Origin of the sequence: Streptomyces sp. NPDC058701, from assembly GCF_042715295.1 — a bacterium.
Taxonomy (GTDB): domain Bacteria; phylum Actinomycetota; class Actinomycetes; order Streptomycetales; family Streptomycetaceae; genus Streptomyces.
In genome coordinates, this window is the sequence record NZ_JBHXSY010000023.1 from 66,609 (window position 1) to 89,465 (window position 22,857).

Annotated in this window: 19 protein-coding genes, 1 pseudogene and 1 riboswitch; of the genes and pseudogenes, 7 read left to right on the top strand and 13 right to left on the bottom strand. The window is 72.8% G+C overall.

Translation table 11 applies throughout. From position 1 onward, the window contains the following. Positions 1 to 5 precede the first annotated feature (5 nt). From ribH to ribD, 5 genes are all read right to left on the bottom strand, one after another. The gene (ribH, locus tag ACFWW8_RS23520; RefSeq protein ID WP_384028077.1) at positions 6 to 494 is read right to left on the bottom strand and encodes a 6,7-dimethyl-8-ribityllumazine synthase; all 489 of its coding nucleotides are present in this window, start codon (positions 492 to 494) and stop codon (positions 6 to 8) included. Between the two features lie 79 nt (positions 495 to 573). Further along, positions 574 to 1,875 (bottom strand): bifunctional 3,4-dihydroxy-2-butanone-4-phosphate synthase/GTP cyclohydrolase II, encoded by a 1,302-nt coding sequence (locus ACFWW8_RS23525; RefSeq protein WP_386530946.1) that lies wholly within the window; start codon positions 1,873 to 1,875, stop codon positions 574 to 576. After that, positions 1,872 to 2,525: a nicotinamide riboside transporter PnuC gene (locus ACFWW8_RS23530; RefSeq protein ID WP_383923714.1), complete on the bottom strand. Its 654-nt coding sequence runs from the start codon at positions 2,523 to 2,525 to the stop codon at positions 1,872 to 1,874. The genes ACFWW8_RS23525 and ACFWW8_RS23530 overlap by 4 nt, the downstream gene beginning before the upstream one ends. Beyond that, a complete protein-coding gene (locus ACFWW8_RS23535; RefSeq protein WP_386530948.1) occupies positions 2,522 to 3,145 on the bottom strand; it encodes a riboflavin synthase in 624 nt (207 codons plus the stop codon). Before ACFWW8_RS23535 ends, ACFWW8_RS23530 begins: the two co-directional genes overlap by 4 nt. Next, positions 3,146 to 4,291, bottom strand: coding sequence for a bifunctional diaminohydroxyphosphoribosylaminopyrimidine deaminase/5-amino-6-(5-phosphoribosylamino)uracil reductase RibD (ribD, locus tag ACFWW8_RS23540; protein WP_386530950.1), 1,146 nt, complete (start codon positions 4,289 to 4,291; stop codon positions 3,146 to 3,148). It abuts the gene before it with no gap. 168 nt (positions 4,292 to 4,459) lie between these two features. Beyond that, positions 4,460 to 4,590, bottom strand: a riboswitch (FMN riboswitch). Positions 4,591 to 4,891: 301 nt separating this feature from the next. Between ribD and ACFWW8_RS23545 the strand changes: the two genes are divergently transcribed. Next, a complete protein-coding gene (locus tag ACFWW8_RS23545) occupies positions 4,892 to 7,261 on the top strand; it encodes a chitinase C-terminal domain-containing protein (protein WP_386530952.1) in 2,370 nt (789 codons plus the stop codon). A 131-nt stretch (positions 7,262 to 7,392) separates the two neighbouring features. Here ACFWW8_RS23545 and ACFWW8_RS23550 read toward each other — a convergent pair whose 3' ends face one another. The 3 genes and pseudogenes from ACFWW8_RS23550 to ACFWW8_RS23560 form a co-directional block, all read right to left on the bottom strand. Then, on the bottom strand, positions 7,393 to 8,064 hold the full coding sequence (locus ACFWW8_RS23550; protein ID WP_386530954.1) for a hypothetical protein: 672 nt from the start codon (positions 8,062 to 8,064) through the stop codon (positions 7,393 to 7,395). Between the two features lie 113 nt (positions 8,065 to 8,177). Next, positions 8,178 to 8,654, bottom strand: a pseudogene (locus ACFWW8_RS23555) (alpha/beta hydrolase); the annotation flags it as partial. A 68-nt stretch (positions 8,655 to 8,722) separates the two neighbouring features. Further along, the gene (locus tag ACFWW8_RS23560) at positions 8,723 to 9,808 is read right to left on the bottom strand and encodes an ROK family transcriptional regulator (protein ID WP_386531028.1); all 1,086 of its coding nucleotides are present in this window, start codon (positions 9,806 to 9,808) and stop codon (positions 8,723 to 8,725) included. Between the two features lie 236 nt (positions 9,809 to 10,044). Here ACFWW8_RS23560 and ACFWW8_RS23565 point away from each other — a divergent pair, with 236 nt between their 5' ends. The 3 genes from ACFWW8_RS23565 to ACFWW8_RS23575 all read left to right on the top strand — a co-directional run bounded on the left by ACFWW8_RS23565 (position 10,045) and on the right by ACFWW8_RS23575 (position 13,612). Next, entirely contained in the window at positions 10,045 to 11,259 is a 1,215-nt protein-coding gene (locus ACFWW8_RS23565; protein ID WP_386530956.1) for an MFS transporter, read from the top strand. A gap of 117 nt (positions 11,260 to 11,376) precedes the next feature. Then, on the top strand, positions 11,377 to 12,834 hold the full coding sequence (locus ACFWW8_RS23570) for a uracil-xanthine permease family protein (RefSeq protein ID WP_386530958.1): 1,458 nt from the start codon (positions 11,377 to 11,379) through the stop codon (positions 12,832 to 12,834). Between the two features lie 76 nt (positions 12,835 to 12,910). Next, positions 12,911 to 13,612, top strand: coding sequence for a DUF5995 family protein (locus tag ACFWW8_RS23575; protein WP_386530960.1), 702 nt, complete (start codon positions 12,911 to 12,913; stop codon positions 13,610 to 13,612). A 76-nt stretch (positions 13,613 to 13,688) separates the two neighbouring features. Here ACFWW8_RS23575 and ACFWW8_RS23580 read toward each other — a convergent pair whose 3' ends face one another. From ACFWW8_RS23580 to ACFWW8_RS23590, 3 genes are all read right to left on the bottom strand, one after another. Beyond that, positions 13,689 to 15,386, bottom strand: coding sequence for a flavin monoamine oxidase family protein (locus ACFWW8_RS23580; RefSeq protein WP_386530962.1), 1,698 nt, complete (start codon positions 15,384 to 15,386; stop codon positions 13,689 to 13,691). A 42-nt stretch (positions 15,387 to 15,428) separates the two neighbouring features. Then, positions 15,429 to 16,229: a carbon-nitrogen hydrolase family protein gene (locus ACFWW8_RS23585; protein ID WP_386530964.1), complete on the bottom strand. Its 801-nt coding sequence runs from the start codon at positions 16,227 to 16,229 to the stop codon at positions 15,429 to 15,431. Between the two features lie 199 nt (positions 16,230 to 16,428). Further along, positions 16,429 to 16,812: a hypothetical protein gene (locus tag ACFWW8_RS23590; RefSeq protein WP_386530966.1), complete on the bottom strand. Its 384-nt coding sequence runs from the start codon at positions 16,810 to 16,812 to the stop codon at positions 16,429 to 16,431. Positions 16,813 to 17,663: 851 nt separating this feature from the next. On the opposite strand from ACFWW8_RS23590, the gene ACFWW8_RS23595 reads away from it, so the two are divergent. Next, the gene (locus tag ACFWW8_RS23595) at positions 17,664 to 17,969 is read left to right on the top strand and encodes a WhiB family transcriptional regulator (RefSeq protein ID WP_386530968.1); all 306 of its coding nucleotides are present in this window, start codon (positions 17,664 to 17,666) and stop codon (positions 17,967 to 17,969) included. Between the two features lie 142 nt (positions 17,970 to 18,111). On the opposite strand, the gene ACFWW8_RS23600 is transcribed toward ACFWW8_RS23595, so the two are convergent. Both ACFWW8_RS23600 and ACFWW8_RS23605 read right to left on the bottom strand, forming a co-directional pair. After that, positions 18,112 to 18,567, bottom strand: coding sequence for an Lrp/AsnC family transcriptional regulator (locus ACFWW8_RS23600; RefSeq protein ID WP_007262967.1), 456 nt, complete (start codon positions 18,565 to 18,567; stop codon positions 18,112 to 18,114). Between the two features lie 10 nt (positions 18,568 to 18,577). Further along, a complete protein-coding gene (locus ACFWW8_RS23605; protein WP_386530970.1) occupies positions 18,578 to 20,068 on the bottom strand; it encodes an amino acid permease in 1,491 nt (496 codons plus the stop codon). Positions 20,069 to 20,605: 537 nt separating this feature from the next. Between ACFWW8_RS23605 and ACFWW8_RS23610 the strand changes: the two genes are divergently transcribed. After that, positions 20,606 to 21,676: a GDSL-type esterase/lipase family protein gene (locus tag ACFWW8_RS23610; protein WP_386530972.1), complete on the top strand. Its 1,071-nt coding sequence runs from the start codon at positions 20,606 to 20,608 to the stop codon at positions 21,674 to 21,676. A gap of 117 nt (positions 21,677 to 21,793) precedes the next feature. Beyond that, positions 21,794 to 22,777 (top strand): SCO0930 family lipoprotein, encoded by a 984-nt coding sequence (locus ACFWW8_RS23615; RefSeq protein WP_386530974.1) that lies wholly within the window; start codon positions 21,794 to 21,796, stop codon positions 22,775 to 22,777. Positions 22,778 to 22,857: the final 80 nt, after the last annotated feature.

Sequence of the window (22,857 nt, forward strand, 5' to 3'; positions counted from 1 at the left end):
GCTGCCTACTGGCGCCAGGGTTCGCTGACGGTCCGCAGGGTCATGGCGGTGGAGACGGCGGCGGTGACCGCTTCGTGCCCCTTGTCCTCGTTCGACCCCTCGAGTCCGGCACGGTCCAGTGCCTGCTCGTCGTTGTCGCAGGTCAGTACGCCGAAGCCGACGGGGACTCCGGTGTCGATCGACACCTGCACCAGGCCCTGGGTGACGCCCTGGCAGACGTAGTCGAAGTGCGGGGTGCCGCCGCGGATGACCACGCCGAGGGCGACGACGGCATCGTATCCGCGACCGGCCAGTACCTTCGCCACGACCGGAAGCTCGAAGCTGCCGGGGACGCGCAGGAGCGTGGGCTCGTCGATGCCCAGCTCGTGCAGGGCGCGCAGGGCGCCGTCGACCAGTCCGTCCATGACCTTCTCGTGCCACTGGGCAGCGATCACGGCGACTCGGAGGTCTCCGCAGTTCTTCACGCTCAGTTCGGGTGCGCCCTTGCCGCTCACGGCTCTGCTCCTCGGTGGTTCGTGGGGGTGGGGATGGTCCGGCGTACGGGTGTACGCGGTGTGGGTGTGCGGTGTCTGTCTACTGACTGCCGCAGGCGGAGGTGGCCGCGGCCTGCTCCAGCCAGGGCAGGTCGTGGCCCATCCGGTCGCGCTTGGTGCGCAGGTACCGCAGATTGTGCTCGCCCGCCTCGGTCGGCATCGGCTCGCGGGCCGAGACCGCGATGCCGTGGCGCACGAGGGCGGCGGACTTCTCGGGGTTGTTGGTCAGCAGGCGGACGCTGTGCACCCCGAGGTCGGCGAGGATCTGTGCGCCGGCCGCGTAGTCGCGGGCGTCGGCGGGCAGGCCCAGTTCCAGGTTGGCGTCGAGGGTGTCGCGGCCGCGTTCCTGGAGCTCGTACGCGCGCATCTTGGACAGCAGTCCGATGCCGCGGCCCTCGTGGCCGCGGAGGTAGACGACCACGCCGCGGCCCTCGTCCCGGATGCGCTCCATGGAGGCGTGCAGCTGGGGGCCGCAGTCGCAGCGCTGGGACTGGAAGATGTCGCCGGTGAGGCATTCGGAGTGCATCCGGACCACGACGTCGCGGCCGTCGCCGAGGTCGCCGTGGACGAGGGCGATGTGCTCGACGCCGTCGACGGTGGAGCGGTAGCCGTACGCCGTGAACTCGCCGAAGGCGGTCGGCAGGCTGACCTCGGCCTCGCGGCGCACGGTCGGCTCGGCGGAGCGGCGGTAGGCGATCAGGTCCTCGATGGAGATGATCGTCAGGCCGTGCTTGCGGGCGAACGGGATCAGCTCGGGCAGGCGCAGCATGACGCCGTCCTCGCCGGCGATCTCCACGATGGCGCCGGCCGGGCGCAGGCCCGCGAGGCGGGCGAGGTCGACGGCGGCCTCGGTGTGGCCGTTGCGGACCAGGACGCCGCCGGGCTTGGCGCGCAGCGGGAACACGTGGCCGGGGCGGACGAAGTCGGCGGGGCCGCTGACGCCGTCGGCGAGGAGGCGCAGGGTGGTGGCGCGGTCGGCGGCGGAGATGCCGGTGGTGACGCCGTGGGCGCCGCTCGCGTCGACGGAGACCGTGAAGGCGGTCTGCATCGACTCGGTGTTGTGCTGGACCATCTGCGGCAGTTCGAGCCGGTCCAGCTCGGGGCCCTCCATCGGGGCGCAGATCAGGCCCCGGCACTCGCTCATCATGAAGGCGATGATCTCGGGGGTCGCCTTCTCTGCGGCGATGACGAGGTCGCCCTCGTTCTCCCGGTCCTCGTCGTCGACGACGACGATCGGCCGGCCGGCCGCGATGTCCCGGATGGCCTGCTCGACGGGGTCGAGCCGGAAGGACTCTTCCGGGACGTCGGGCACGGGCTTGAGCGGGGTCTTGAGGGCGTTCATGCCGTTGCTCCTTCCAGGGCCGGGGCGGGGGTGGTGCGCGAGCGCTGGTACCAGTCGTAGGCGCCCCACAGCACGAGGGCGAAGTAGACGACGTAGACGAGGCCGGAGAAGGCCAGGCCGTTGTTGAAGGCGAGCGGGACGCCGACGAGGTCGACGAGGAGCCAGGCGAACCAGAACTCGACCAGGCCGCGGGCCTGGGCGACCATCGCGACGATGGTGCCGACGAAGATGTAGGCGTCGGCCCACGGGCTCCAGGACAGGTGCGGGAACAGCGTGAACAGGCCGCCGACGGCGAGGGTGCCGAGGACCGCGCCGGCCAGGAGCAGTCCGCGCTCCTTCCAGGTGGCGGTGCGTACGGCGATGGAGCCGTCCTGGGCCTGCTGCCTGCCGCGCTGCCAGGCGCGCCAGCCCCAGACGGCCACGCCGATGACGAGGAGCTGCTTGCCGACGCCACCGGCGAGGTGGGCGGAGGCGTAGGCGGCGATGAGGATGAGTCCGGAGAGGAGCTGGGCGGGCCAGGTCCATATGGAGCGCCGCCAGCCGAGGGCGAGGGCGGCCAGGCCCATCAGGTTGCCGATCATGTCGGACCAGATGACCTTCTGGCCGAAGACCTCGAAGGCCTCGGCGTTGAGCCAGGTCAGGGCGCTCACTGGTCGGCTCCCCGGGTGGTCAGCGGGTCGACGCCGGCGGCCAGCAGGCGTTCGACGTACTTGGCGAGGACGTCGACCTCCAGGTTGACCGGGTCGCCCGGCTTCTTGAGGCCGAGGGTGGTCAGCGCGAGGGTGGTGGGGATGAGGCTGATGGTGAACCAGTCCGCGGCGGCCTCGACCACGGTGAGGCTGACGCCGTCGACCGTGATGGAGCCCTTCTCGACGACGTAGCGGGAGAGGTGCGCGGGGAGGGCGACCTTGACGATCTCCCAGTGCTCGGAGGGGGTGCGGGAGAGGATTTCCCCGGTGCCGTCCACGTGCCCCTGGACCAGGTGGCCGCCGAGCCGTCCGCCGAGGGCCATCGGACGCTCCAGGTTGACCCGGGAGCCCGGGGCGAGGGCCCCGAGGCTGGAGCGGTTCAGGGTCTCCTGCATGACGTCGGCGGTGAACTCCCCGCCGGCGCTCTCCACGACCGTCAGGCAGACGCCGTTGACGGCGATGGAGTCGCCGTGCTTGGCGTCCTCGGTGACGACGGGGCCGCGCAGGCGGAAGCGGGAGGCCTCCGTGAGCTGCTCGACGGCGGTGACCTCACCCAGTTCTTCGACGATTCCGGTGAACACTCAGGTCTCCTTGGTGGCTGTGGGGACGGACGCGGCCGCGGGGACGGCGGTGATGCGGATGTCGGTGCCGATGCGCGCGGTGCCGGTGATCCGCAGGCGCAGCGCTTCGGTGAGGGTGCCGATGCCGGCGTCGGCGAGGACGGCGGGGCCCGCGCCGAGGAGGACGGGGGCGAGGTAGCCGACGACGCGGTCGACGGCGCCCGCGGCGACGAAGGCGCCGGCCAGGGTCGGACCGCCTTCGAGGAGGACGGAGCGGACGCCGCGCCGGTGCAGCTCGTCCAGGAGCGTGCCGACGGCGAGGCCGCCCTTGCCGCCGCTGCCGTCCCGGTCGTACGGGAGCCGGACCAGGTCGACGCCGTCGAGGTGACGGGTGTCGGCGTCCTCGGAGACCGCGATCAGGGTCGGGGCGGCCCCGTCCAGGACGCGGGCGCCGGGCCGCACGGTGGCGTGGGTGTCGAGGACGACGCGCAGGGGCTGGACGGCGCCCTCTACGCCGCGGACGGCGAGGTGCGGGTCGTCGGCGCGCAGGGTGCCGGAGCCGACGACGACGGCGTCGGCCTCGGCGCGCAGCCGGTGGACGTCGGCGCGGGACTCGGCGGAGCTGATCCAGCGGCTGGTGCCGTCGGCGGCGGCGACGCGGCCGTCGAGCGTGGCGGCGTACTTCCACAGGACGTACGGCCGGCCCAGGCGTACGGAGGTCAGCCAGGCGGCGTTGCCCGCCTCGGCCTCGGCGCGCAGCAGGCCGGCCCGCGTGGCGACGCCGGCGTCGCGCAGGGTGGCCGCGCCACCGCTGGCCTGCGGGTTCGGATCCGGGACGGCGTAGACGACGCGGGCGATCCCGGCGTCGACGAGGGCCTGGGCGCAGGGGCCGGTGCGGCCGGTGTGGTTGCAGGGTTCGAGGGTGACGTAGGCGGTGGCGCCGCGGGCGGCGTCGCCGGCCGCGCGCAGCGCGTGGACCTCGGCGTGCGGGCCGCCGGCCCGCCGGTGCCAGCCCTCGCCGACGATCGTGCCCGCGGCGTCGGTGATGACGCAGCCGACGACGGGGTTGGGGCTGGTGGAGCCGAGTCCGCGGGCGGCGAGCTCGACGGCTCGGCCCATGGCGCGGCTGTCCGCGTCGGGTGCTGCGTGCGCGGCGTGTGTCGCCACCGGGTCCTCCTGCCACGTCGGGCACGGACTCCGGGGCCTGTCGGGATACGACAGATGAAGCGGTACAGCACACGCGGGGACGCCGAGGCCGGATGAACGGTCCGCTGGGACGCATCCGCAGGGATGCGCCGACGAACCGCCGACGGCGGCGTACCGGTGACTGGCCCGCCGCGCACTGCCTCCCATCCGGACTTTAACCGTCGGTCCAGGAATCTCACCTGGTCAACCGGCCGCTGGCTGCGGACGGGTCGCGGACTATAACCGCCGGTTCGGAATTACACCGACCCCGGAGTGCGCTGCTACTGGTACTGAAGCCAGTCTGCCACGGGTGATCGGCGGCCATGCGGGTGACGGGGTGTGGTCTGGATCACACGATGAGTGGCCGAGATCACACCGGGAGGCGGCGGGGATGCGTGCACTCCCCATGGACCTGTAGTTGGTCCAGACCTATTGACGGGGTGGTCTAGTCCTCTTAACGTTCCCTTCATCTTCCCCGGGAACAGCCCGTCAGATGTGCGCACGTCACGGGCCAACACGCTTCAATCCCCTCCCAGTTGATTCACGCCGTGTCCTGCCATCCTCCCCTCCCCAGGAGGCACCATGCTGTCCCCCACACGTACGAGAGCGATGCTCCTGGCATCCGGCGCCGCAATCGCCGGGCTGCTGGTGGCCGGGCTCTCCACGGGCGTGTCACACGCCGCAGACAACGAGAGCTGTCGCCCCGACGGGCTGTACAAGACGGCCGGTGTCGACGTCCCGTACTGCTCGGTCTACGACGCCGAGGGCCGCGAGAAGATGGGCGCCGACCACCAGCGCCGCGTCATCGGATACTTCACCGGCTGGCGCACCGGCAAGGACGGCACCCCGGCCTACCTCGCCAACAACATCCCCTGGTCGAAGATCACCCACATCAACTACGCCTTCGCGCACGTCGGTTCCGACAACAAGATCTCCGTCGGCGCCGACAACGCGAACAACGCGGCCACCGGGATGACCTGGCCGGGTGTGGCGGGCGCCGAGATGGACCCGGCCCTCCCCTACAAGGGCCACTTCAACCAGCTGACGAAGTTCAAGAAGCAGTACCCGAACGTCAAGACGCTGATCTCGGTCGGCGGCTGGGCCGAGACCGGCGGCTACTTCGGCGACGACGGCAACCGCGTCGCCTCCGGCGGCTTCTACTCGATGGCCACCAACGCCGACGGCTCGGTCAACCAGGCCGGCATCAACACCTTCGCGGACTCCTCGGTCGAGTTCATCCGCAAGTACGGGTTCAACGGCGTCGACATCGACTACGAGTACCCGACCACGATGAAGGACGCGGGCAACCCGCTGGACTGGCAGCTGGCCAACGCCCGCCGCGCCGGCCTCGTCAAGGGTTACGACATCCTGATGAAGAGCCTGCGCGAGAAGCTGGACCGGGCCGGCGCCGCCGACGGCAAGCACTACCTGCTCACCGTCGCCGCGCCCTCCTCCGGGTACCTGCTGCGCGGCATGGAGACGTTCCAGATGCAGAAGTACCTGGACTACGTCAACATCATGTCCTACGACCTGCACGGCGCCTGGAACGAGTACGTCGGCCCCAACGCCTCGCTCTTCGACGACGGCAAGGACGCCGAGCTGGCCGCCGCGAACGTCTACGGCAGCTCCCAGTACGGCGGCGTCGGCTACCTCAACACCGACTGGGCCTACCACTACTTCCGCGGCTCCATGCCGGCCGGCCGCATCAACATCGGCCTGCCGTACTACACCCGCGGCCACAAGAACGTGCAGGGCGGCACCGACGGTCTCTGGGGCAAGGCCGCCGCGACCACCTGCCCGGCCGGTGCCGGTCTGACCAAGTGCGGTGACGGCGCCGTCGGCATCGACAACCTGTGGCACGACAAGGACACCGCCGGCGTCGAGTCGCCGGCCGGTTCCAACCCGATGTGGCACGCGAAGAACCTCGAGAAGGGGATCGTCGGCGACTACGTCACCAGGTACGGCTTCCCGGCGAACACCGCGCTGACCGGCACCTACGCCCGCAAGTACGACTCGACGCTGGTCGCGCCGTGGCTGTGGAACGCGCAGAAGAAGGTCTTCCTCTCCACCGAGGACGAGCAGTCGGTGGCGGCCAAGGCCGACTACGTGGTCAACCGCGGCATCGGCGGCACCATGGTCTGGGAGATGGCCGGCGACTACGGCTGGAACGCCGCCAAGGGCCAGTACGAGGCGGGCGACACGCTCACCTCGCTGATGTACGACAAGTTCAAGGCCGCCGCCCCGTACGGCGCGAAGAAGTCCAACAAGGCCCTGCCGACGCAGGCCGTGGACATCAAGACGGAGTTCACCGAGTTCAAGCTGGGCGACTCCAACTACCCGCTCACCCCCAAGGTGAAGATCACCAACAACACCCAGGCGACGCTGCCGGGCGGCACCGAGTTCCAGTTCGACTACTCGACCGCGGCCCCGGGCAACGCCTCGGACCAGTCCGGCTTCGGCACCAAGGTGATCAGCAGCGACCACACCGGAAGCAACGTGGGCGGCCTGAAGGGCGACTTCCACCGGGTGTCCCTGAAGCTCCCGGCCTGGCAGACGCTGGCCCCGGGCGCCTCGGTCGACCTGGCGTTCAACTACTACCTGCCGGTCTCCACGCCCTCCAACTGGACGGTGAACATCTCCGGCACGACCTACGCGCTCGCCGGTGACCTGGCACGCGGCACCACGGTGGTCCAGCCGGGCGGCACCACGCCTCCCACGACGCCGCCGACCACGCCGCCCACCACCCCGCCGACGACTCCCCCGACCACTCCGCCGACGACGCCTCCGGGCGGTACGTGCACCAGCCCGGCGTACGTGGCCGGCCAGGTCTACAACAGCGGCAGTCTCGTCTCCCACCAGGGCCGCACCTGGAAGGCCCAGTGGTGGACGCAGAACGAGGCCCCCGGCACCACCGGTGAGTGGGGCGTCTGGAAGGACCAGGGCGCCTGCTGACCACCCCCGGGTGACGGCATCGACCGAACGTGAGGACCCGGTGGCCCGGCGGCCACCGGGTCCTCCCGCGTTCCGCCGGCCGGCGACCCCTCGTGCGGTCTTCGCCCCCGAGCCTGTACGTGACCCGTACCTCATCGCGGCGGCATCCGCTGCGCCGTCGCAGGGTGGTCCGTTCCTCCGTCCGAACCGGCCCCGACCTGCTCGCGGTTGCGCCGGGCACGCCACGTCCACCCCACGTGTCCCACCAGGGCCGCGGCGACGAGGACGGCGATCACGCGCAGCGCACTCCAGGTGAGTGCGGCGCCCCGCCCGGCGGCGTCCGCTTCCGCCGCGAGGCGGGAGGAGGTCTCGATGCAGACGATCAGCGGGACGAGCAGACGGAACGGAAGGCCGGCGATCCCGGGGAGGCGCGCAAGGTTCCCGAAGAACCCCATCGGGGCGCCGAGGAGGAGCGCTGCTGTTCCCCAGACGAGGATTCCCGCCGTGTTGACTTCCGTGTCGAACCCGTCCGCGGCGTCCATTCCGATCGGTGCGGCGGGATGGAGGGCCTTGAGTCCGTAGTAGACGATCACGCCGACGGCCAGCGCCGGACAGGCCAGCAGCGCCGACTCGGCCTTCGACTTCCGGGTGTATCCGACGAGGAACCCGAAGCAGGCCCACGACCACCCCCCGGCGAACACGAGGCTCACGACCTGCGGGACCGGGCCGTCGAACGTGCCCGCGAGCGCACCGGTCGCGCCCAGCACGGCACCCGCTCCGAGGACGGCCACCGCGGCTGTGAAGCGGCGGAGAAGAGGATTCATGTCACGCTCCCTGTCTGGTGGCCGGTCAGCCGTACCGTCGCAGCAGCCCGTCCACGTACGACTCCAGCCGTTCGGCCGGCACCGCGGACGTCAGATCGCCCCGCCCCAGGTCACGCCACCCGCCAGCTGTCGGGACGCCGGATGATTTCGCTGAACGGGCCGTTCCCGTCCCCGAAGGGCAGGTCCCACGCCTCGGCCGCGTACACGGCGGGCGCGCACAGCCCCAGCGCCGCAACGCGCTTCCCGTAGTGCCGGACGAGGTCCGCCACGGTCTGCCCGCTCAGGCTGAACCCGACCAGGACGAGCGGCCCGTCCGCCGCCGCATGCGCGTCGATCACCGCTGCGGCCTGCTCGAACCGTCGCTGCAGGCTCAACTCGGCCGGTTTGCCGCTGCTTTCGCCGTGCCCCGAGAAGTCGAAGGCGACTGCGCGACAGCCGCGTGCCGCGAACTCCCGCACCGGGGGGCGCAGTCGCTCCGCGCTGCCGGTGCCCGCGCCGTGGAGCATCACGGCGGTGGGCCCGGACGGATCGCCGCCGTACACGCCGCGGATCCGCTCGCCGTCATGGACACGGGTGAAGTCGAAGAGCATGCCCTCCATTCACTCACGCTCCGGCCACGGTATCGAGGCGCGGACCGGGTACGTCCGAAAGAGACGGCCTAGCCGCCGAACAGGACGTCCTGGGCCGCCTCCCGGGCCGCCAGCCTGGCCCCCGCCAGGACCGCCGGGCCGCCCAGGGAGGTGGCGCGGACCTCCGTCGGGAGCGGGGTCAGTGCCGCGAGGCGGCGGGCCACCCGGGCGGCCAGGGACGGGCCGCCCGCCAGGCCCAGTTCGCCGCCCAGGACCACGCAGCCCGGGTCCAGGACGGCCGCGACCGCGGCGGCGCCCAGGGCCAGCCGTTCGGCCAAGGCGTCGAGGAACGGCTCCCCGGCGGCCCCGGCGACGGCCTCCTCCGCCGGGCCGCCGAAACCGTGGGCGCGGGCGAGGGCGGTGACCGCGTCCCGGCCCGCCAGGGCGTGGAAGCCGCCGCCGCAGTCGGTGGCGGAGGGCAGGCCGCCGGTGCCGGGTACGGGGAGGAAGCCGATCTCCCCCGCGCCGCCGGAGGCGCCCCGGCGCAGCCGGCCGTCCAGGACCACGGCCGCGCCGACGCCGGCACCGAGCCACAGCAGGACGAAGGAGTCCTGGTCGCGGGCGGCTCCGAGACGCTGCTCGGCGAGGGCGGCCAGGTTGGTCTCGTTCTCCACGACGACCACGGCGGGCAGGCTCCGTTGAAGGGCGGTCACGAGGTCCCGGTGCCAGGCGGGCAGGCCGCTGGTGTCGCGGAGTTCGCCGGTGGCCGGGGTTACCAGGCCGGGGGCCCCGATGACGACGGTGTGCAGGTCGGCGGCTCCGGCGCCGCGTGCGGTGCGCAGCAGCGCCTCGACCGCGTCGCCGGGGGCACCGACGGGCAGGGCGGTCTCGGCGAGGGGGTGGCCGAGCAGGTCGGTGACCACGGCGGTGACGCTGTCCGTGCGTACGTCGAGGGCGGCGAGGTGGGCGCGGTGGGCGACGATCCCGTACAGCTTGGCGTTGGGGCCGCGGCGCTGCTCGCCGGACTCGCCGGCGACCTCGATCAGCCCGGCCCCGGTGAGGCGCTCGACGAGGTCGGCGACCGAGGGACGGGAGAGGCCGGTCCGGGCCTTGAGCTGGTTGGCCGTCAGCGGCCCGGCCTCCTGGAGGAGCCGCAGGGCGAGGCGGTCGTTGATGGCGCGCGCCGTGCTCGGCGAGGCGGGGGTCGGCGTCGGGGCGGGCGCCGCGGAAGGGGCCGGAGCCGAAGCGCGAGCCGCGACCGGCGCCGGGGCCGAAACAGGAGCCGCGACCGGCGTGGCGGGCGCGACCGGCGTGGGGTTCGGGACCGGGGCGGGAGCAGGAGTCACGGCGCCCATCCTAGGGATTCACTGGCCACTAACTATCAGGCAGGGTCCCTGATAGTTTATCGCCCATGACCGGGGAAACCGACCTCAGCCCGGCGCGCCTGCGCCAAGCCCGCTTCGCGATCGCCGCCGTGTTCTGCGCGCACGGCGCCGTCACCGGCTCCTTCGCCACCCGCATCCCCTGGATCCAGGACCACGCCCAGCTCAGCGCGGGCACCCTGGGCCTCGCGCTCGCCTTCCCCGCCCTCGGCGCGGCGCTGGCGATGCCGCTGGCCGGGCGGATCAACCACCGCTTCGGGGCCCGGTCGGCGCTGCGCGCGCTGCTGGCGATGTGGACCCTGTCCCTGATCCTCCCGAGCCTCGCCCCGAACCTGCCGACCCTCTGCTTGGCGCTCTTCGTCTACGGGGCCACCTCGGGCATGTCGGACGTGGCCATGAACGCGCTGGGCGTGGAGACCGAGAACCGGCTCGGCCGCTCGGTCATGTCCTCCCTGCACGGCATGTGGAGCCTGGGCGCCCTCTTCGGCTCCGCCGCCGGTACGGTCGCCGCGCACACCGGCGCGGACGCCCGGCTTCACCACCTGATCGCGGCGGTCGCGCTGACCGCGGCGGGGCTGGTCGCCGTACAGGGCGTACTGGACCTGAGGAGCGATCAGGAGGCCCAGGCGCCCCCGCACTTCGCGCTCCCCCCGAAGTCGGCACTGCTGATCGGCGCCGTCGGTTTCTGCGCGGTCTTCGCGGAGGGCGCGAGCCTGGACTGGTCCGCAGTGTACCTGCGGGACGTGCTGCACACGGACGCGGGGCTGGCCGCCGCCTCCACCACCGCCTTCGCGCTCACCATGGCCGTCGCCCGCCTCGTCGGGGACCGTGTGGTGGACCGGTTCGGGCCGGTGCGCACGGTCCGGGCCGGCGGGGCGCTGGCCACCGCGGGCGGGCTGCTCGTGGTCCTCGTCCGGCATCCCGGGGCGGCGCTGGCCGGCTTCGGGCTGATCGGGCTCGGCATCGCGGTCGTGGTGCCGCTGGCCTTCGCGGCCGCGGCGCGCAGCGGGCCCGCCCCGGCGCAGGCCATCGCCGGCGTCGCGACGATCACGTACACCTCGGGGCTGATCGCGCCGTCCGCGATCGGCGCCGTCGCGGACGCCACCTCGCTCGTGGTCTCCTTCGGCCTGGTCACCCTGCTGGCGTTCGCGCTGATCGCGGGCGCCGCCGTACTGCGGCCGAAGCCGGTGGCGGAGGAAGCCGCGCGGGGCGACCGGGACGAACCTGCGGATATACGGCCGTAACATATCGCTGGCCGCCGAGGCCCTCTCGTCGACGCGGCGCCGGTGGGGCGCCGTTCCGGCGACGGGGTCCCGCGGCCTGGACGCTCGACCGGCCGGCGGAAACGGAAGTGGTGGAACATGGGCCTCGGCGTGCGCTGGACCCTGCACGGAGACGGGCGGACCCCCGCCCCGGGCGCGGTGGTCCGGCCGGACGAGCGGCTGTCGTGGCCGCGTACCGCCGGGCTGGGCGCCCAGCACGTGGTGGCGATGTTCGGGGCGAGCTTCGTCGCCCCGGTCCTGATGGGCCTGGACCCCAACCTCGCCATCATGATGTCCGGCGTCGCGACGGCCGTCTTCCTGCTCGCCACGCGCGGACGGGTCCCCTCGTACCTGGGCTGCTCCCTCTCCTTCGTCGGGGTCGCCGCGGCGATCAGGGCGGGCGGCGGGGACAGCGCGGTGGTCACCGGCGCGGTCTTCGTGGTCGCGGTGGCGCTCTTCCTCGCCGGGCTCGCGGTGCGGCACTTCGGTGCGCGGATCATCCACGCGGCGATGCCGCCGGTGGTGACGGGCGCGGTCGTGATGCTGATCGGCTTCAACCTGGCGCCGGTCACGGCCTCGACGTACTGGCCGCAGGACCAGTGGACGGCGTTGCTGGTCATGGCGTTCACCGGGCTGGCCGTGGTGTGCCTGCCCGGGTTCTGGTCGCGCATCGCGATCTTCCTCGGGCTGGTCTTCGGGTACGCGATCTCCTGGGTCTTCGACCTCGTCTTCGGGAAGATCAACTCACCGGTGGGCGGCGGCGGGGCCGTGGACCACTGGCGCCTGGACCTGTCCGGGGTCGGCAAGGCCGACTGGATCGGGCTGCCCGCCTTCCACGCGCCGGCCTTCGAGTGGTCGGCCATCCTGATCGCCCTGCCCGTGGTGATCGCGCTGATCGCCGAGAACGCCGGGCACATCAAGGCCGTCGGCGAGATGACGGGCGATCCGCTCGACGACCAGCTCGGCACCGCCATCGCCGCCGACGGCGCCGCGTCCATGCTCTCCACGGCGGTCGGCGGCCCGCCGAACACCACGTACTCCGAGAACATCGGCGTCATGGCGGCCACCCGCGTCTACTCCACCGCGGCGTACTGGGCCGCGGCCGCGTTCGCCCTGCTCTTCGGCCTGTGCCCGAAGTTCGGCGCGGTCGTCGCCGCGATCCCGGGCGGGGTGCTCGGCGGCATCACCGTCATCCTGTACGGCATGATCGGCCTGCTCGGCGCCCAGATCTGGCTGAACGCCCGGGTGGACCTGCGCAATCCGCTGAATCTGGTGCCGGCCGCGGCGGGCATCATCATCGGCATCGGCGGGGTCCAGCTCAAGATCACCGACACCTTCGAACTCGGCGGCATCGCGCTCGGCACGATCGTGGTGGTCGGCGGCTACCACGCCCTGCGGTACTTCGCCCCCGCCCACCTCAAGCGGCAGAAGCCCCTCCTCGACTCCGGCACCTCCGCCTACGACGACCCGGACGGGCGGGACGGGCCGGGCGACCCGGACGGACCGGACGGGCGCCGCGGACCGGACGGCGAAGGCGGCCCGGACAAGCCCCGTTGACGCGTTTTCGCCCGAACCGGCGAAGCGTACGGCCAAGGTCCCCGCATCCGGGCCGCCGCCTGCGACCCTGCCTCCCATGGAAGCGGTGCTGGCGCGGATGCGCGCCCTGGACGAGCGGCTCCCCCCGCAGGACGGTGTCGCCGTCTTCAACCGGGTCTACCTGACGGTGACGGAGACCCTGCACCGGCGCATCGGGCGCGGGGACTTCCCCGCGCCCCGACGGGCGCAGACCCTCGGCGTGCGGTTCGCCGAGCACTACCTGGCGGCGGTGGAGGCGGACCGGGCCCCGGCCTGCTGGCGTCCGCTGCTCCAGCACCGCCGCCATCCCGGCGTCCGCCCCCTGCAGCACGCCCTGGCCGGGATCAACGCGCACATCGGCCACGACCTGGCGGTGGCCGTCGTGGCGACCTGCGTCGCCCTGGACTGCGAACCGGCCGCGCTGGAAGCGGACTTCGACCGGGTCGGCGACACCCTCGTGGCGCTGGAGGAGCACATCCGCGAGGAGCTGATGCCGGGCCCGGACCTCCTGGAGATCGCCGACCCGCTGACCCACCTCGTCGGCTCCTGGAGCCTGGACCGCGCCCGCGCCGGCGCCTGGGCGGCGGCCCGGCTGCTGTGGACCCTGCGCCGCACGCCCGACCTGGCGGAGGAGTTCCGCGAGTCCCTGGACGCGGGCGTCGGCCTGGTCGGCCGCTGCCTGCTGACCCCGGTCGCGGTGGCGTGCCCCGCCCGCCCCGCGGGGCATCCGGGCCGTACGGGCCTGCTCGGCTGCCGCTGACGGCGCGGGAACGTGGGAACGGGCCGTCGCCGCGCTGCTCGCGCGGGGACGGCCCGTCGTTCTGTTGCCCGGGGACTCAGTCCTCCGGGAGTTCCACCGGGGCGATGTCGTCGTAGCGGTCGCCGGGGCCCGGGTTGGAGGCGTCGGTGGAGCCGCCGAGGTGGTGCATCACGCCCCAGACCGCGTTCAGCGCGGTCTGCACGGCGCCCTCGGCCCAGCCCGCCGTCCAGGAGATGTCGTCGCCCGCGAGGAAGATGCCGCGCTTGTCCTCGGGGAGGCGGTCCTGCATGAAGTGGGTGAACAGGCGTCGCTGGTAGCGGTAGTGGCCCGGCAGGTTGGCCTTGAACGCGCCCATGAAGTAGGGCTCGTTCTCCCAGGACACGGTGACCGGGTTGCCGATGACGTGACGGCGGATGTCGACGTTCGGGTAGATCTCGCCCAGGGACTTCAGCATGACCTCCATCCGCTCGTTCGCGGACAGCGGCAGCCACTTCAGGCTGTCGTCGCACCACGTGTACGAGAGGCAGATGACGGCGGGCTTGTCCGGGCCGTTGTCCAGCAGGTAGGTGCCGCGCGTCATGCGGTCGGTGAGGGTCATCGACATGACGTCGCGGCCCGTCGACTCGTCCTTGTCCAGCCAGAACGGCCGGTCCACCGGCACGAACAGCTTCGACGACTCCATGTAGTGGGTGCGCTCGATCGCCGTCCAGTGGTCGATCGGGAACAGCGTGTCGTCGCACTCGATCTTGGAGAGCAGCATCCACGACTGGGCCGTGAAGATCGCGGCGCGGTAGGTGCGGATGTCGCCGGAGGAGTCGGTGACCGTGATGCGGTTGCCGGCCGTGCGGTGCAGGCGGGTGACCGCCGGGCGCGGGGTGCCGCCGTGGAGGGAGGACAGCGAGGTCCCCTGCGCCCAGTGCACGATCTTCTCGGGCTCGCGCTCCCACAGGCGCAGCGGGAGCTGCTGCGAGCCGCCCACGATGCCGCGGTGGTGGTCGTCGGCCTCGGTGTAGACGACGCGCAGGATCTCCAGGATGGAGTTCGGGAAGTCGGTGTCCCAGCCGCCGGTGCCGAAGCCGACCTGGCCGAAGATCTCGCGCTTGCGGAAGGACTGGAAGGCCTCGGACTTGCAGAGGAACCCGTAGAAGGTCTCGTCGTCGAGCTTCTCGACGAGCTTGGCCCAGATCTCGCGGATGCGCGGGACGTCCCGTTCGCGCATCGCGGTGTTCATGTCGGAGAAGTCGGCGCCCTCGTCGAGGCAGTCGTTCCACGCGGCGGCGACGTCGCGGTAGACCTGCGGGAGGTCGGCGATGGTCTCGGCGTAGTGGGACTCGCCCTTGAGGTCCACGACCGTCGAGGGGGTGGCCTCGGACAGCGGGTTCGGGAAGGGCTCGGTGACCAGGCCGACGAGGTCGATGTAGTGCTGCAGGGCCGTGGAGGACGGCGGGAAGCGCATGGCGCCCATCTCCGCGGTCAGTCCCTCGGTGCCGGCGCCCTCGAAGCCGACGGTCCGCAGCCGGCCGCCGATCTGGTCGGCTTCGTAGACGACGGGCTTCAGGCCCATCTTCATCAGCTCGTAGGCCGAGATGATGCCGGAGAGCCCGCCGCCGATCACGGCGACCTCGGTGCCGAGCTCGGTGGCCGGGAGCTGGCCCAGGCCCGCCGGGTGGGCGAGGAAGTCGTCGTACGCGTACGGGAAGTCCGGGCCGAACATGGTGATCGGCGGCTGTCCGTCGCTGTGCGGGACGGCGGTGGTGGGCACCGTGGACGTCATGGGGTACGGCTCCTTGCGGGCGGCAGGCTGGGGGAAGTGGTCTCAGACGAGGGAGGCGTAGAGCCCCGGGCGGCGGTCGCGCAGGTACGGGTTGGCCCTGCGCGAGGCGCTCAGCAGCTCGGGATCGGCCTCGCCGAACACCAGCTCCTCGCCGCGTCCGGCCCGGGTCCGGGTGACCCCGTCGGGGCTCGCCAGGCAGCTGAGTCCGACGAACTCGAACTCGCCCTCCGGGCCGGTGCGGTTGACGTACGCGATGTACATCTGGTTCTCGAAGGCCCGTACGGGGACGAGCTGTTCGGCGACGAACTGGAAGGGGTGCATCTGCGCGGTCGGCACCAGGAGGAGGTCGGTGCCGGCGAGCGCGTGGGCCCGGACGTTCTCCGGGAACTCCACGTCGTAGCAGATCATGATGCCGACCCGCAGGCCCCCGAGGTCGGCCTGGACGACGGGGGTGTCGCCGGGGGTGAAGGCTTCCTGCTCGAAGGGGCCGAAGAGGTGGGTCTTGCGGTAGTTCGCGAGCGGGACGCCGTCTGCGCCGATGAGCTGCGCCGCGTTGAAGACGGCGTCGCCCCCGCGCTCGGGGTAGCCGTACAGGACGGCAACCCCGTGGCGCCGGGCGATCTCGCCGATGGCGACGGCGGACGGGCCGTCGGCCGGTTCGGCGAGGGCGGCGATGTCCTCGGTCTCCAGGGCGTACCCGGTGAGGAACATCTCCGAGGTCACGAGGAGCCCGGCCCCGCTCCGCGCGGCGTGCGCGGCGGCTCCGTCGAGCGCCTTGAGGTTCTCGGCGGTGTCGCCGAGCCGTCCGGAGCTCTGGAGGAGGGCGGTGCGCAGCGGGGGCATGGACTACCTCTGTGGCAGGAGGGGTGGGGGTCCTACGACGGTACGTGCGCGCGTTCGACGCGGACAAGCCGTGACCGTTGCGCTCTGCGCATCGATTCGTTGCGCATTGCGCGGCCTGTCCGGCGATTCGTTGCGCGGGGCCTTCTCAGACCCCCACGGGCCCCCTGCGGGCCCCCTGAGGAACCCCCCGGGAGCCCTCTCAGCGGGCCGTACGGAAGGCCGGGTGGGCCGCCAGGAGCCGCAGGTCGTCGAGGATGTCGGGGGTGTGGTTGGAGACGACGCGGCCGCTCCAGGTGTCGCAGAGCGCGGGCACGTCCGACGGACCGGCGTCAGGGTGGCCGGCGGCCTCGTAGGCGCGGCGCAGGGCGGTGTGACCGGGCGCGTCGGGGTCGGCGCCGAGGACGGTGGCGGCGACGGAGTCCCTCAGCCCCAGCCGGGCGAGGGCCTCGGCCACCCGGGCGGAGCGGGGACAGTCGGCGTACAGGTACAGGTGGTAGCGGTGCGGAACCGGCGAGAAGCCGGCGCCGATGCGGCCGCGCGGGGCGGGGGCCGGAGCGGTGCGGGGCAGGACGGTGGGCGACATGGCACTCCTGGGACTGGCGCGGGGGTCGCCGGGGCGTGGCGGGGCCGGGGCGCGGTGGGGCGCGCGGCCGGGCCGTCCGTCAGCACGGCGTACCGGGTACGGGTGTGGCGGGTACGGGCCTGCCGGGTGGGGCCGGGCGGCCTCGTACGGGCCTCTCGGGGTACGGGGTCCGGGGCTCAGGCGCGGGGGCCGAAGGCGCTGCGGACGCGCAGGAGGTCGATGTGCAGGCGCCGGGTCAGCCACCAGCGCCGGGGGGTCCGCGTCCGGGTGTGCGTGGGGTCCGTCCGCACCGGTCGCACCCCCGTTCCGTCCTCGGCGGCCCGTCCCGCGGTGGTGAGACGTCCCGCGGCGGGCACCGGCCGTCGCGGCCGTCCCCCGCAGTCTCGGGGCGGGCGCCGGGAGCCGTCAAGAAGGCGACGGGCACCGATAGCGCCGCCGCGCCGGGGAGCGCCCGGGAAAGGCCCGGGGAGAAGGAGCCCGGACGCACGTCTCCCGACGCGCTCGGCCATCGCGATGGCCGGGGAGCGGACGCGGCCGGCGGGAGGGCCGGACATCAGCGCGGTGTGCCCGCACCCCGGGTACCGGGGCAGGGGCCGGCCGGGCGCCGGGTCCGCGCGGTGGGCCGCGGCGGTCCGTGAGCGGGGTGACAGCCCGTTCCTGCACGTGGCGCGGGAGAACGCGGAGGGGGGTGCGGCCGTACGGGTCGACGGGGTTCGCGCGCGGCGCGAGCCGCGCTTCCCGGGCTGCGCACGCCGCCCGGGGCGGCCTGATCCGGCGCCGGTCTCCCACGGCGGGGTTTCGCGGGCCGCCCAGTGGTCACACGCGGGGACAACCCACGGAGAGGAACTGACATGTCCGACGTCGCACGCCAGCCCGGTTCCGCGCAGCGCTCCTGGCAGTGGCAGTCCCGCGCCGCCTGCCGGGACCTGGGGTCCGGGCGGTTCTTCCACCCCGCCGGAGAGCGGGGCGACGACCGCGAGGAGCGCGACGCGGCGGCCAAGCGGGTCTGCGCGGGCTGCCCGGTGCGCAGCGCCTGTCTGGCGCACGCGCTGCACACCCGCGAGCCGTTCGGCGTCTGGGGCGGCCTGACGGAGGAGGAACGCCGGGCGCTGCTGGAGGGGCGCGAGCCCGCCCTGTCGGGACGCGGCCGTCGGTAGCGGGGCGCCGTACCCGCGGGGCGCCGTACCCGCCGAGCGGCTCGCACCGGCCGGGTACCGGGACCGCCACCGCCACCGCCCTAGGGGCGTCGTCACAGTCGTTCCGTACGCCGCACGGCAGGAACGAGTGTGACGACACCCTCTAGGCGGGCGCTCCCGAGGTGAAGCGCCGCAGCAGCGGCGAGAGGACCAGGACGGACTTCGTCCGCTCCACGAACGGCTCCCCGGCGATCCGCTCCAGTACCCGTTCGAAGTGCCGCATGTCGGAGGCGAAGACCTGCACGAGGGCGTCCGCGTCGCCGGTGACGGTCGACGCGGACACCACTTCGGGGTACCGCTCCAGGCCCCGCCGGATGTCGTCCGGCGAGGTGTTGTGGCGACAGTAGATCTCGATGAAGCCCTCGGTCTCCCAGCCCATCGCGGCGGGGTCCACGCGGACGGTGAAGCCCGTGATGGCGCCTTCCGCACGGAGCCGGTCCACGCGCCGCTTCACGGCGGGGGCGGAGAGCCCGACCTCGGAGCCGATGTCCGCGTAGGAGCGGCGGGCGTCCTCGGCGAGGGCGTGCACGATGCGTTCGTCGAGATCGTTCAGTCGCACAGAGGGTGGATCACTTCTCTTCGGCGGCCTCCGCGGCCGGGGTGGCCTCGGAGGCGACAGTGGCCAGGCTGGAGCGGCGCATGCCGTAGAAGAAGTAGAGCACGAGCCCGACCGCCATCCAGCCACCGAACACGGCCCAGGTGGATCCCGGCAGCTCGGTCATCAGGTAGGCGCAGAAGAGGAAGCCCAGGATGGGCGTGACGGGGAAGAGCATCACCTTGAAGGTGCGGTTCATGTCGGGGCGGGTGTAGCGCAGGATGACGACCGCGATGTTGACGAGGCCGAAGGCGAAGAGCGTGCCGATGCTGGTGGCGTTCGCCAGCTCACCGAGCGGGATGGTGGCGGCCAGGATCCCGCAGAAGAGGCAGACGATGATCGTGTTGATGCGCGGGGTGCCGGTCTTCGGGTCGACCTTGGCGAAGGCCTTCGGGATCAGGCCGTCGCGGGACATCGCGAAGAGGATGCGGGTCTGGCCGTAGAGGACGGCGAAGACGACGCTGGCGATGGCGACGACCGCGCCCGCCGCGAGGACGACGCTCCAGAAGGAGTGTCCGGTGACGTTCTCCATGATCTTGGCCAGGGCGGCCTCGCTGCCCTCGAACTCCTGCCACGGCATGGCGCCGACCGCGACCAGGGCGACGAGGCAGTACAGGGCGGTGACGATGCCCAGCGAGAGCATGATCGCGCGCGGCAGGTCCTTCTTCGGGTTCTTGGCCTCTTCACCTGCGGTGGAGGCGGCGTCGAAGCCGATGTACGAGAAGAAGAGCATCGCGGCGGCGGTGCTGATCGCGGTGACGCCGAGCGGGGCCAGCGGGGTGTAGTTGCCGGCCTTGATGCCCATGAAACCGATGACGCAGAAGAGCACCAGCGTCACGATCTTGATGCCGACCATGATCGAGTTGATCCGGGCGCTCTCCTTGGCGCCGCGGAGCAGGAAGACCATGCACAGCAGGACCACGACCAGGGCCGGAAGGTTGATGTACCCGTTCTCGCCGAGCGGGGCGGAGAAGGCCTCGGGAATGGTCAGGCCGAGCGTCCCGTCGAGGAGCTCGTTGAGGTACTGGCCCCAGCCGACGGCGACGGCCGCGACCGAGACGCCGTACTCCAGGATCAGGCACCAGCCGCAGACCCAGGCGACGAGCTCGCCCATGGTGGCGTAGGCGTACGAGTACGAGGAGCCCGAGACCGGTATGGAGCCCGCCAGCTCGGCGTAGGAGAGGGCGGAGAACAGGGCGGTCAGGCCCGCGATGATGAAGGCGATGAAGACGGCCGGGCCGGCGATCGGAGTGGCCTCGCCGAGCACGACGAAGATGCCGGTGCCCAGGGTGGCGCCGATGCTGATCATGGTCAGCTGCCACATCGTGAGCGAGCGCCTGAGCGCTCCGCCCTCACCCTGGCCGCCCTCGGCGACCAGCTGCTCGACGGGCTTGCGGCGCAGCAGCGGGTGGGCGGGCCTGCGGGGCTCGGACGAGAGCGGTGGCGCCTGGCCGTGATCGAGCACGAGGGGACTCCTTGGTCGCTGCGGGTGGGGGGTGTGAGGCATCGACCGCAGCGGTCCGGAGCAGGAGCAGGCAGAGCCTGGGCATGGGGACCGCCGAGCAGGCGGTCCACGCCACTCCACGTACAGCGAGTGAGCCTACGAGCTGAGTGATACCGCCCGTAATGCACCATCCTTGCACATTGGCGGACGATCGTTGCGCGGATCCGTTCTCCACGGTCCTTTGTTGCGTACGGATGATCGATCGCTGCGCAGGCCACTTCGAACCCGGTTCTTGACACCTCGTCAGATCTGCCGCAGCGTGCCGCCGTGGACCCGCAGGCCCGCCCGATCGACGCCCCCCGGCGGCGGTGGAACCGGTCCCCGCGGGGTACGGGTGAACCCGGCGGCTCCGGGGTGGGCGGGGCGGCCTGAGGAGAGAGGGTGGACCCCGTGGGCACGGACATGGGTACGGACACGGGCACGGGTACGGGCCCAGGCACGGGTACGGGCACAGGCACAGGGAGGGGTACCGGCATGGGCGCGGGGAGGGGTACCGGCATGGGCGCGGGGAGGGGTACGGATACGGGGACGGACTCGGGGGCGAGGGCGGGCACGGACACCGGCACCGGCACCGGTGGCGGGTGGCAGGATCCCGGACCGTTCCTGCGCGGCGTGGCCTGGCTGGACGGGGGCCGCCCGGTGCGCGCCGACCCGGCGGACACCATGCGGCTGCCCTGGGACACCGGCGAACGCGCCGGCCTGCCCATCGGGGTCCGGCTGGAGTTCACCACCGCGACGGCCCGGGCGGTCGAGATCCACTACCGGGCCACCCTGCCCGGCCCCACCGACGCGCTGCACGACCTCGCGCACGGCTTCGCCCTGTGGGACCGCCACGGGGTGGTCTCGGAGGTGTTCACCGAACCGGCGGCGGAGTCCGTGGTGCGCATCGAACTGGGCGGCGGCACAGGCCCGTTCACCATCCACCCGCCCGAGACGCAGTCCCCGCTGGTGCTCGGGCTGCGCGGGATCGGCGGCGGCCTCGCCCCGGCGCCGTCCGCCCCGCGCTGGGTGGTGCACGGCGACTCCATCACCGAGGGCTGGTGGTCCACGCGCCCCGCCCACGGCTGGCCCGCGGTCGCCGGCCGCGCCCTGAGCTGGGACACGGTCAACCTCGGCTACGCGGGGGCCGCGCGCGGCGAACTGGCCACCGCCGAGCAGCTCGCCGGACTGCCCGCCGATGTCCTCACGCTCGCCTTCGGCACCAACTGCTGGTCCCGGGTGCCATTCTCGGCTCCGCTGCTGTACGAAACCACGCGCGCCTTCCTCGAACTGGTCCGCCAGGGGCACCCCCGGACCCCGCTGCTGCTGGTCTCCCCGCTCCTGCGGCCCGACGCCGAGCGCACCCCGAACCGGCTCGGCGCCACCCTGGGCGCCCTGCGCGACGCGATGGAGCGCGCCACCCGGGACCGGATCGCGGCCGGGGACGACCGTCTCGCCGTGCTCCCGGGCCGTGACCTGCTCGGACCCGAGCACCTCGCGGACGGACTGCACCCCAACGACTCGGGGCACCAGGTCCTCGGCCTCGCTGTGGTCACGGCGCTGCGGCGCGCCGGGTTCGACGCGGGGTGAGTGAAAGAGCCCACACCGGACTCCGTGAACGGATCGCGCCCATCACCCCGTGTCCTGGGCACAGTTGCCGCCGCTCCGGCGGAGACAACATGACGGACACACACGTGGGAGATCGACATGGGCATGAAGCGCGGAACCACCTTTGCAGCGGCAGCGATCGTCGTCGCCCTGGCGGCGACGGCCTGTGGCCCGTCGGACGACAAGGCCGCCGACACCACCCAGCCCGCCGGTGCCGCCTCCGCCCAGGACCCCTACGGCGCTCCGGTGGCGGACGCGGCCGCCGGGGCCGGGGCCGGGGCCGGGGCCAAGCCCGCCGGCCAGCTCGCGGCGGCCGCCGACGCGCAGCTCGGGCAGGTCCTCACCGACGGCTCCGGCCTCACCCTCTACCGCTTCGACAAGGACGTCGCCAAGCCGCCGAAGTCCAATTGCGAGGGCGACTGCGAGAAGACCTGGCCGGTGGTCTCCGCGGGCGACGTCACCGCCGCCGCCGGGATGGACCCCGCCCTGCTGGGCGAGGTCGAGCGCACCGACGGCAGCAAGCAGCTGACGGTGGCCGGCTGGCCCGCGTACCGCTTCAACAAGGACACCAAGGCGGGCGACGTCAACGGCCAGGGCGTCGGCGGCGTCTGGTTCGCCTTCGGCCCGGACGGCAAGAAGGCCGCCAAGGCCGCCGCGGCCGCCCCGGCGCCGGCGCCGGCCCCCGAGGAGGGGGGCGCCGGAGCGGGCGGTGCGGTCGAGGCGGACGCGGCGCTCGCCGTCGCCAACGACCCCAAGCTGGGCGATCACATCGTCGACGGGAAGGGCATGACCGTCTACCGGTTCAAGCCCGACACGCAGTGGCCGATGGTCTCCAAGTGCGAGGGCGCCTGCCTGGAGAAGTGGCCGGCCGTGCCCCCGGTGGACAAGGCGAACGCCAAGGGGATCATCGAGAAGAACTACCGGGTCCTGGACCGTCCGGACGGCAAGAAGCAGCAGAGCGTCGACTGCTGGCCCGTCTACACCTTCTCCGGCGACAAGAAGGCCGGTGACACCAACGGCCAGGGCGTCGGCGGCACCTGGTACGCCGTGTCCCCCGACGGCAAGCTGATCACCGTCAAGTAGCCGCGGACCGCGGACCCCGCCCGCGACCCCACCTCCCCCACCGACCGGAACCGCGCGGCCCCCGCCCCCCTCCCCCCGGG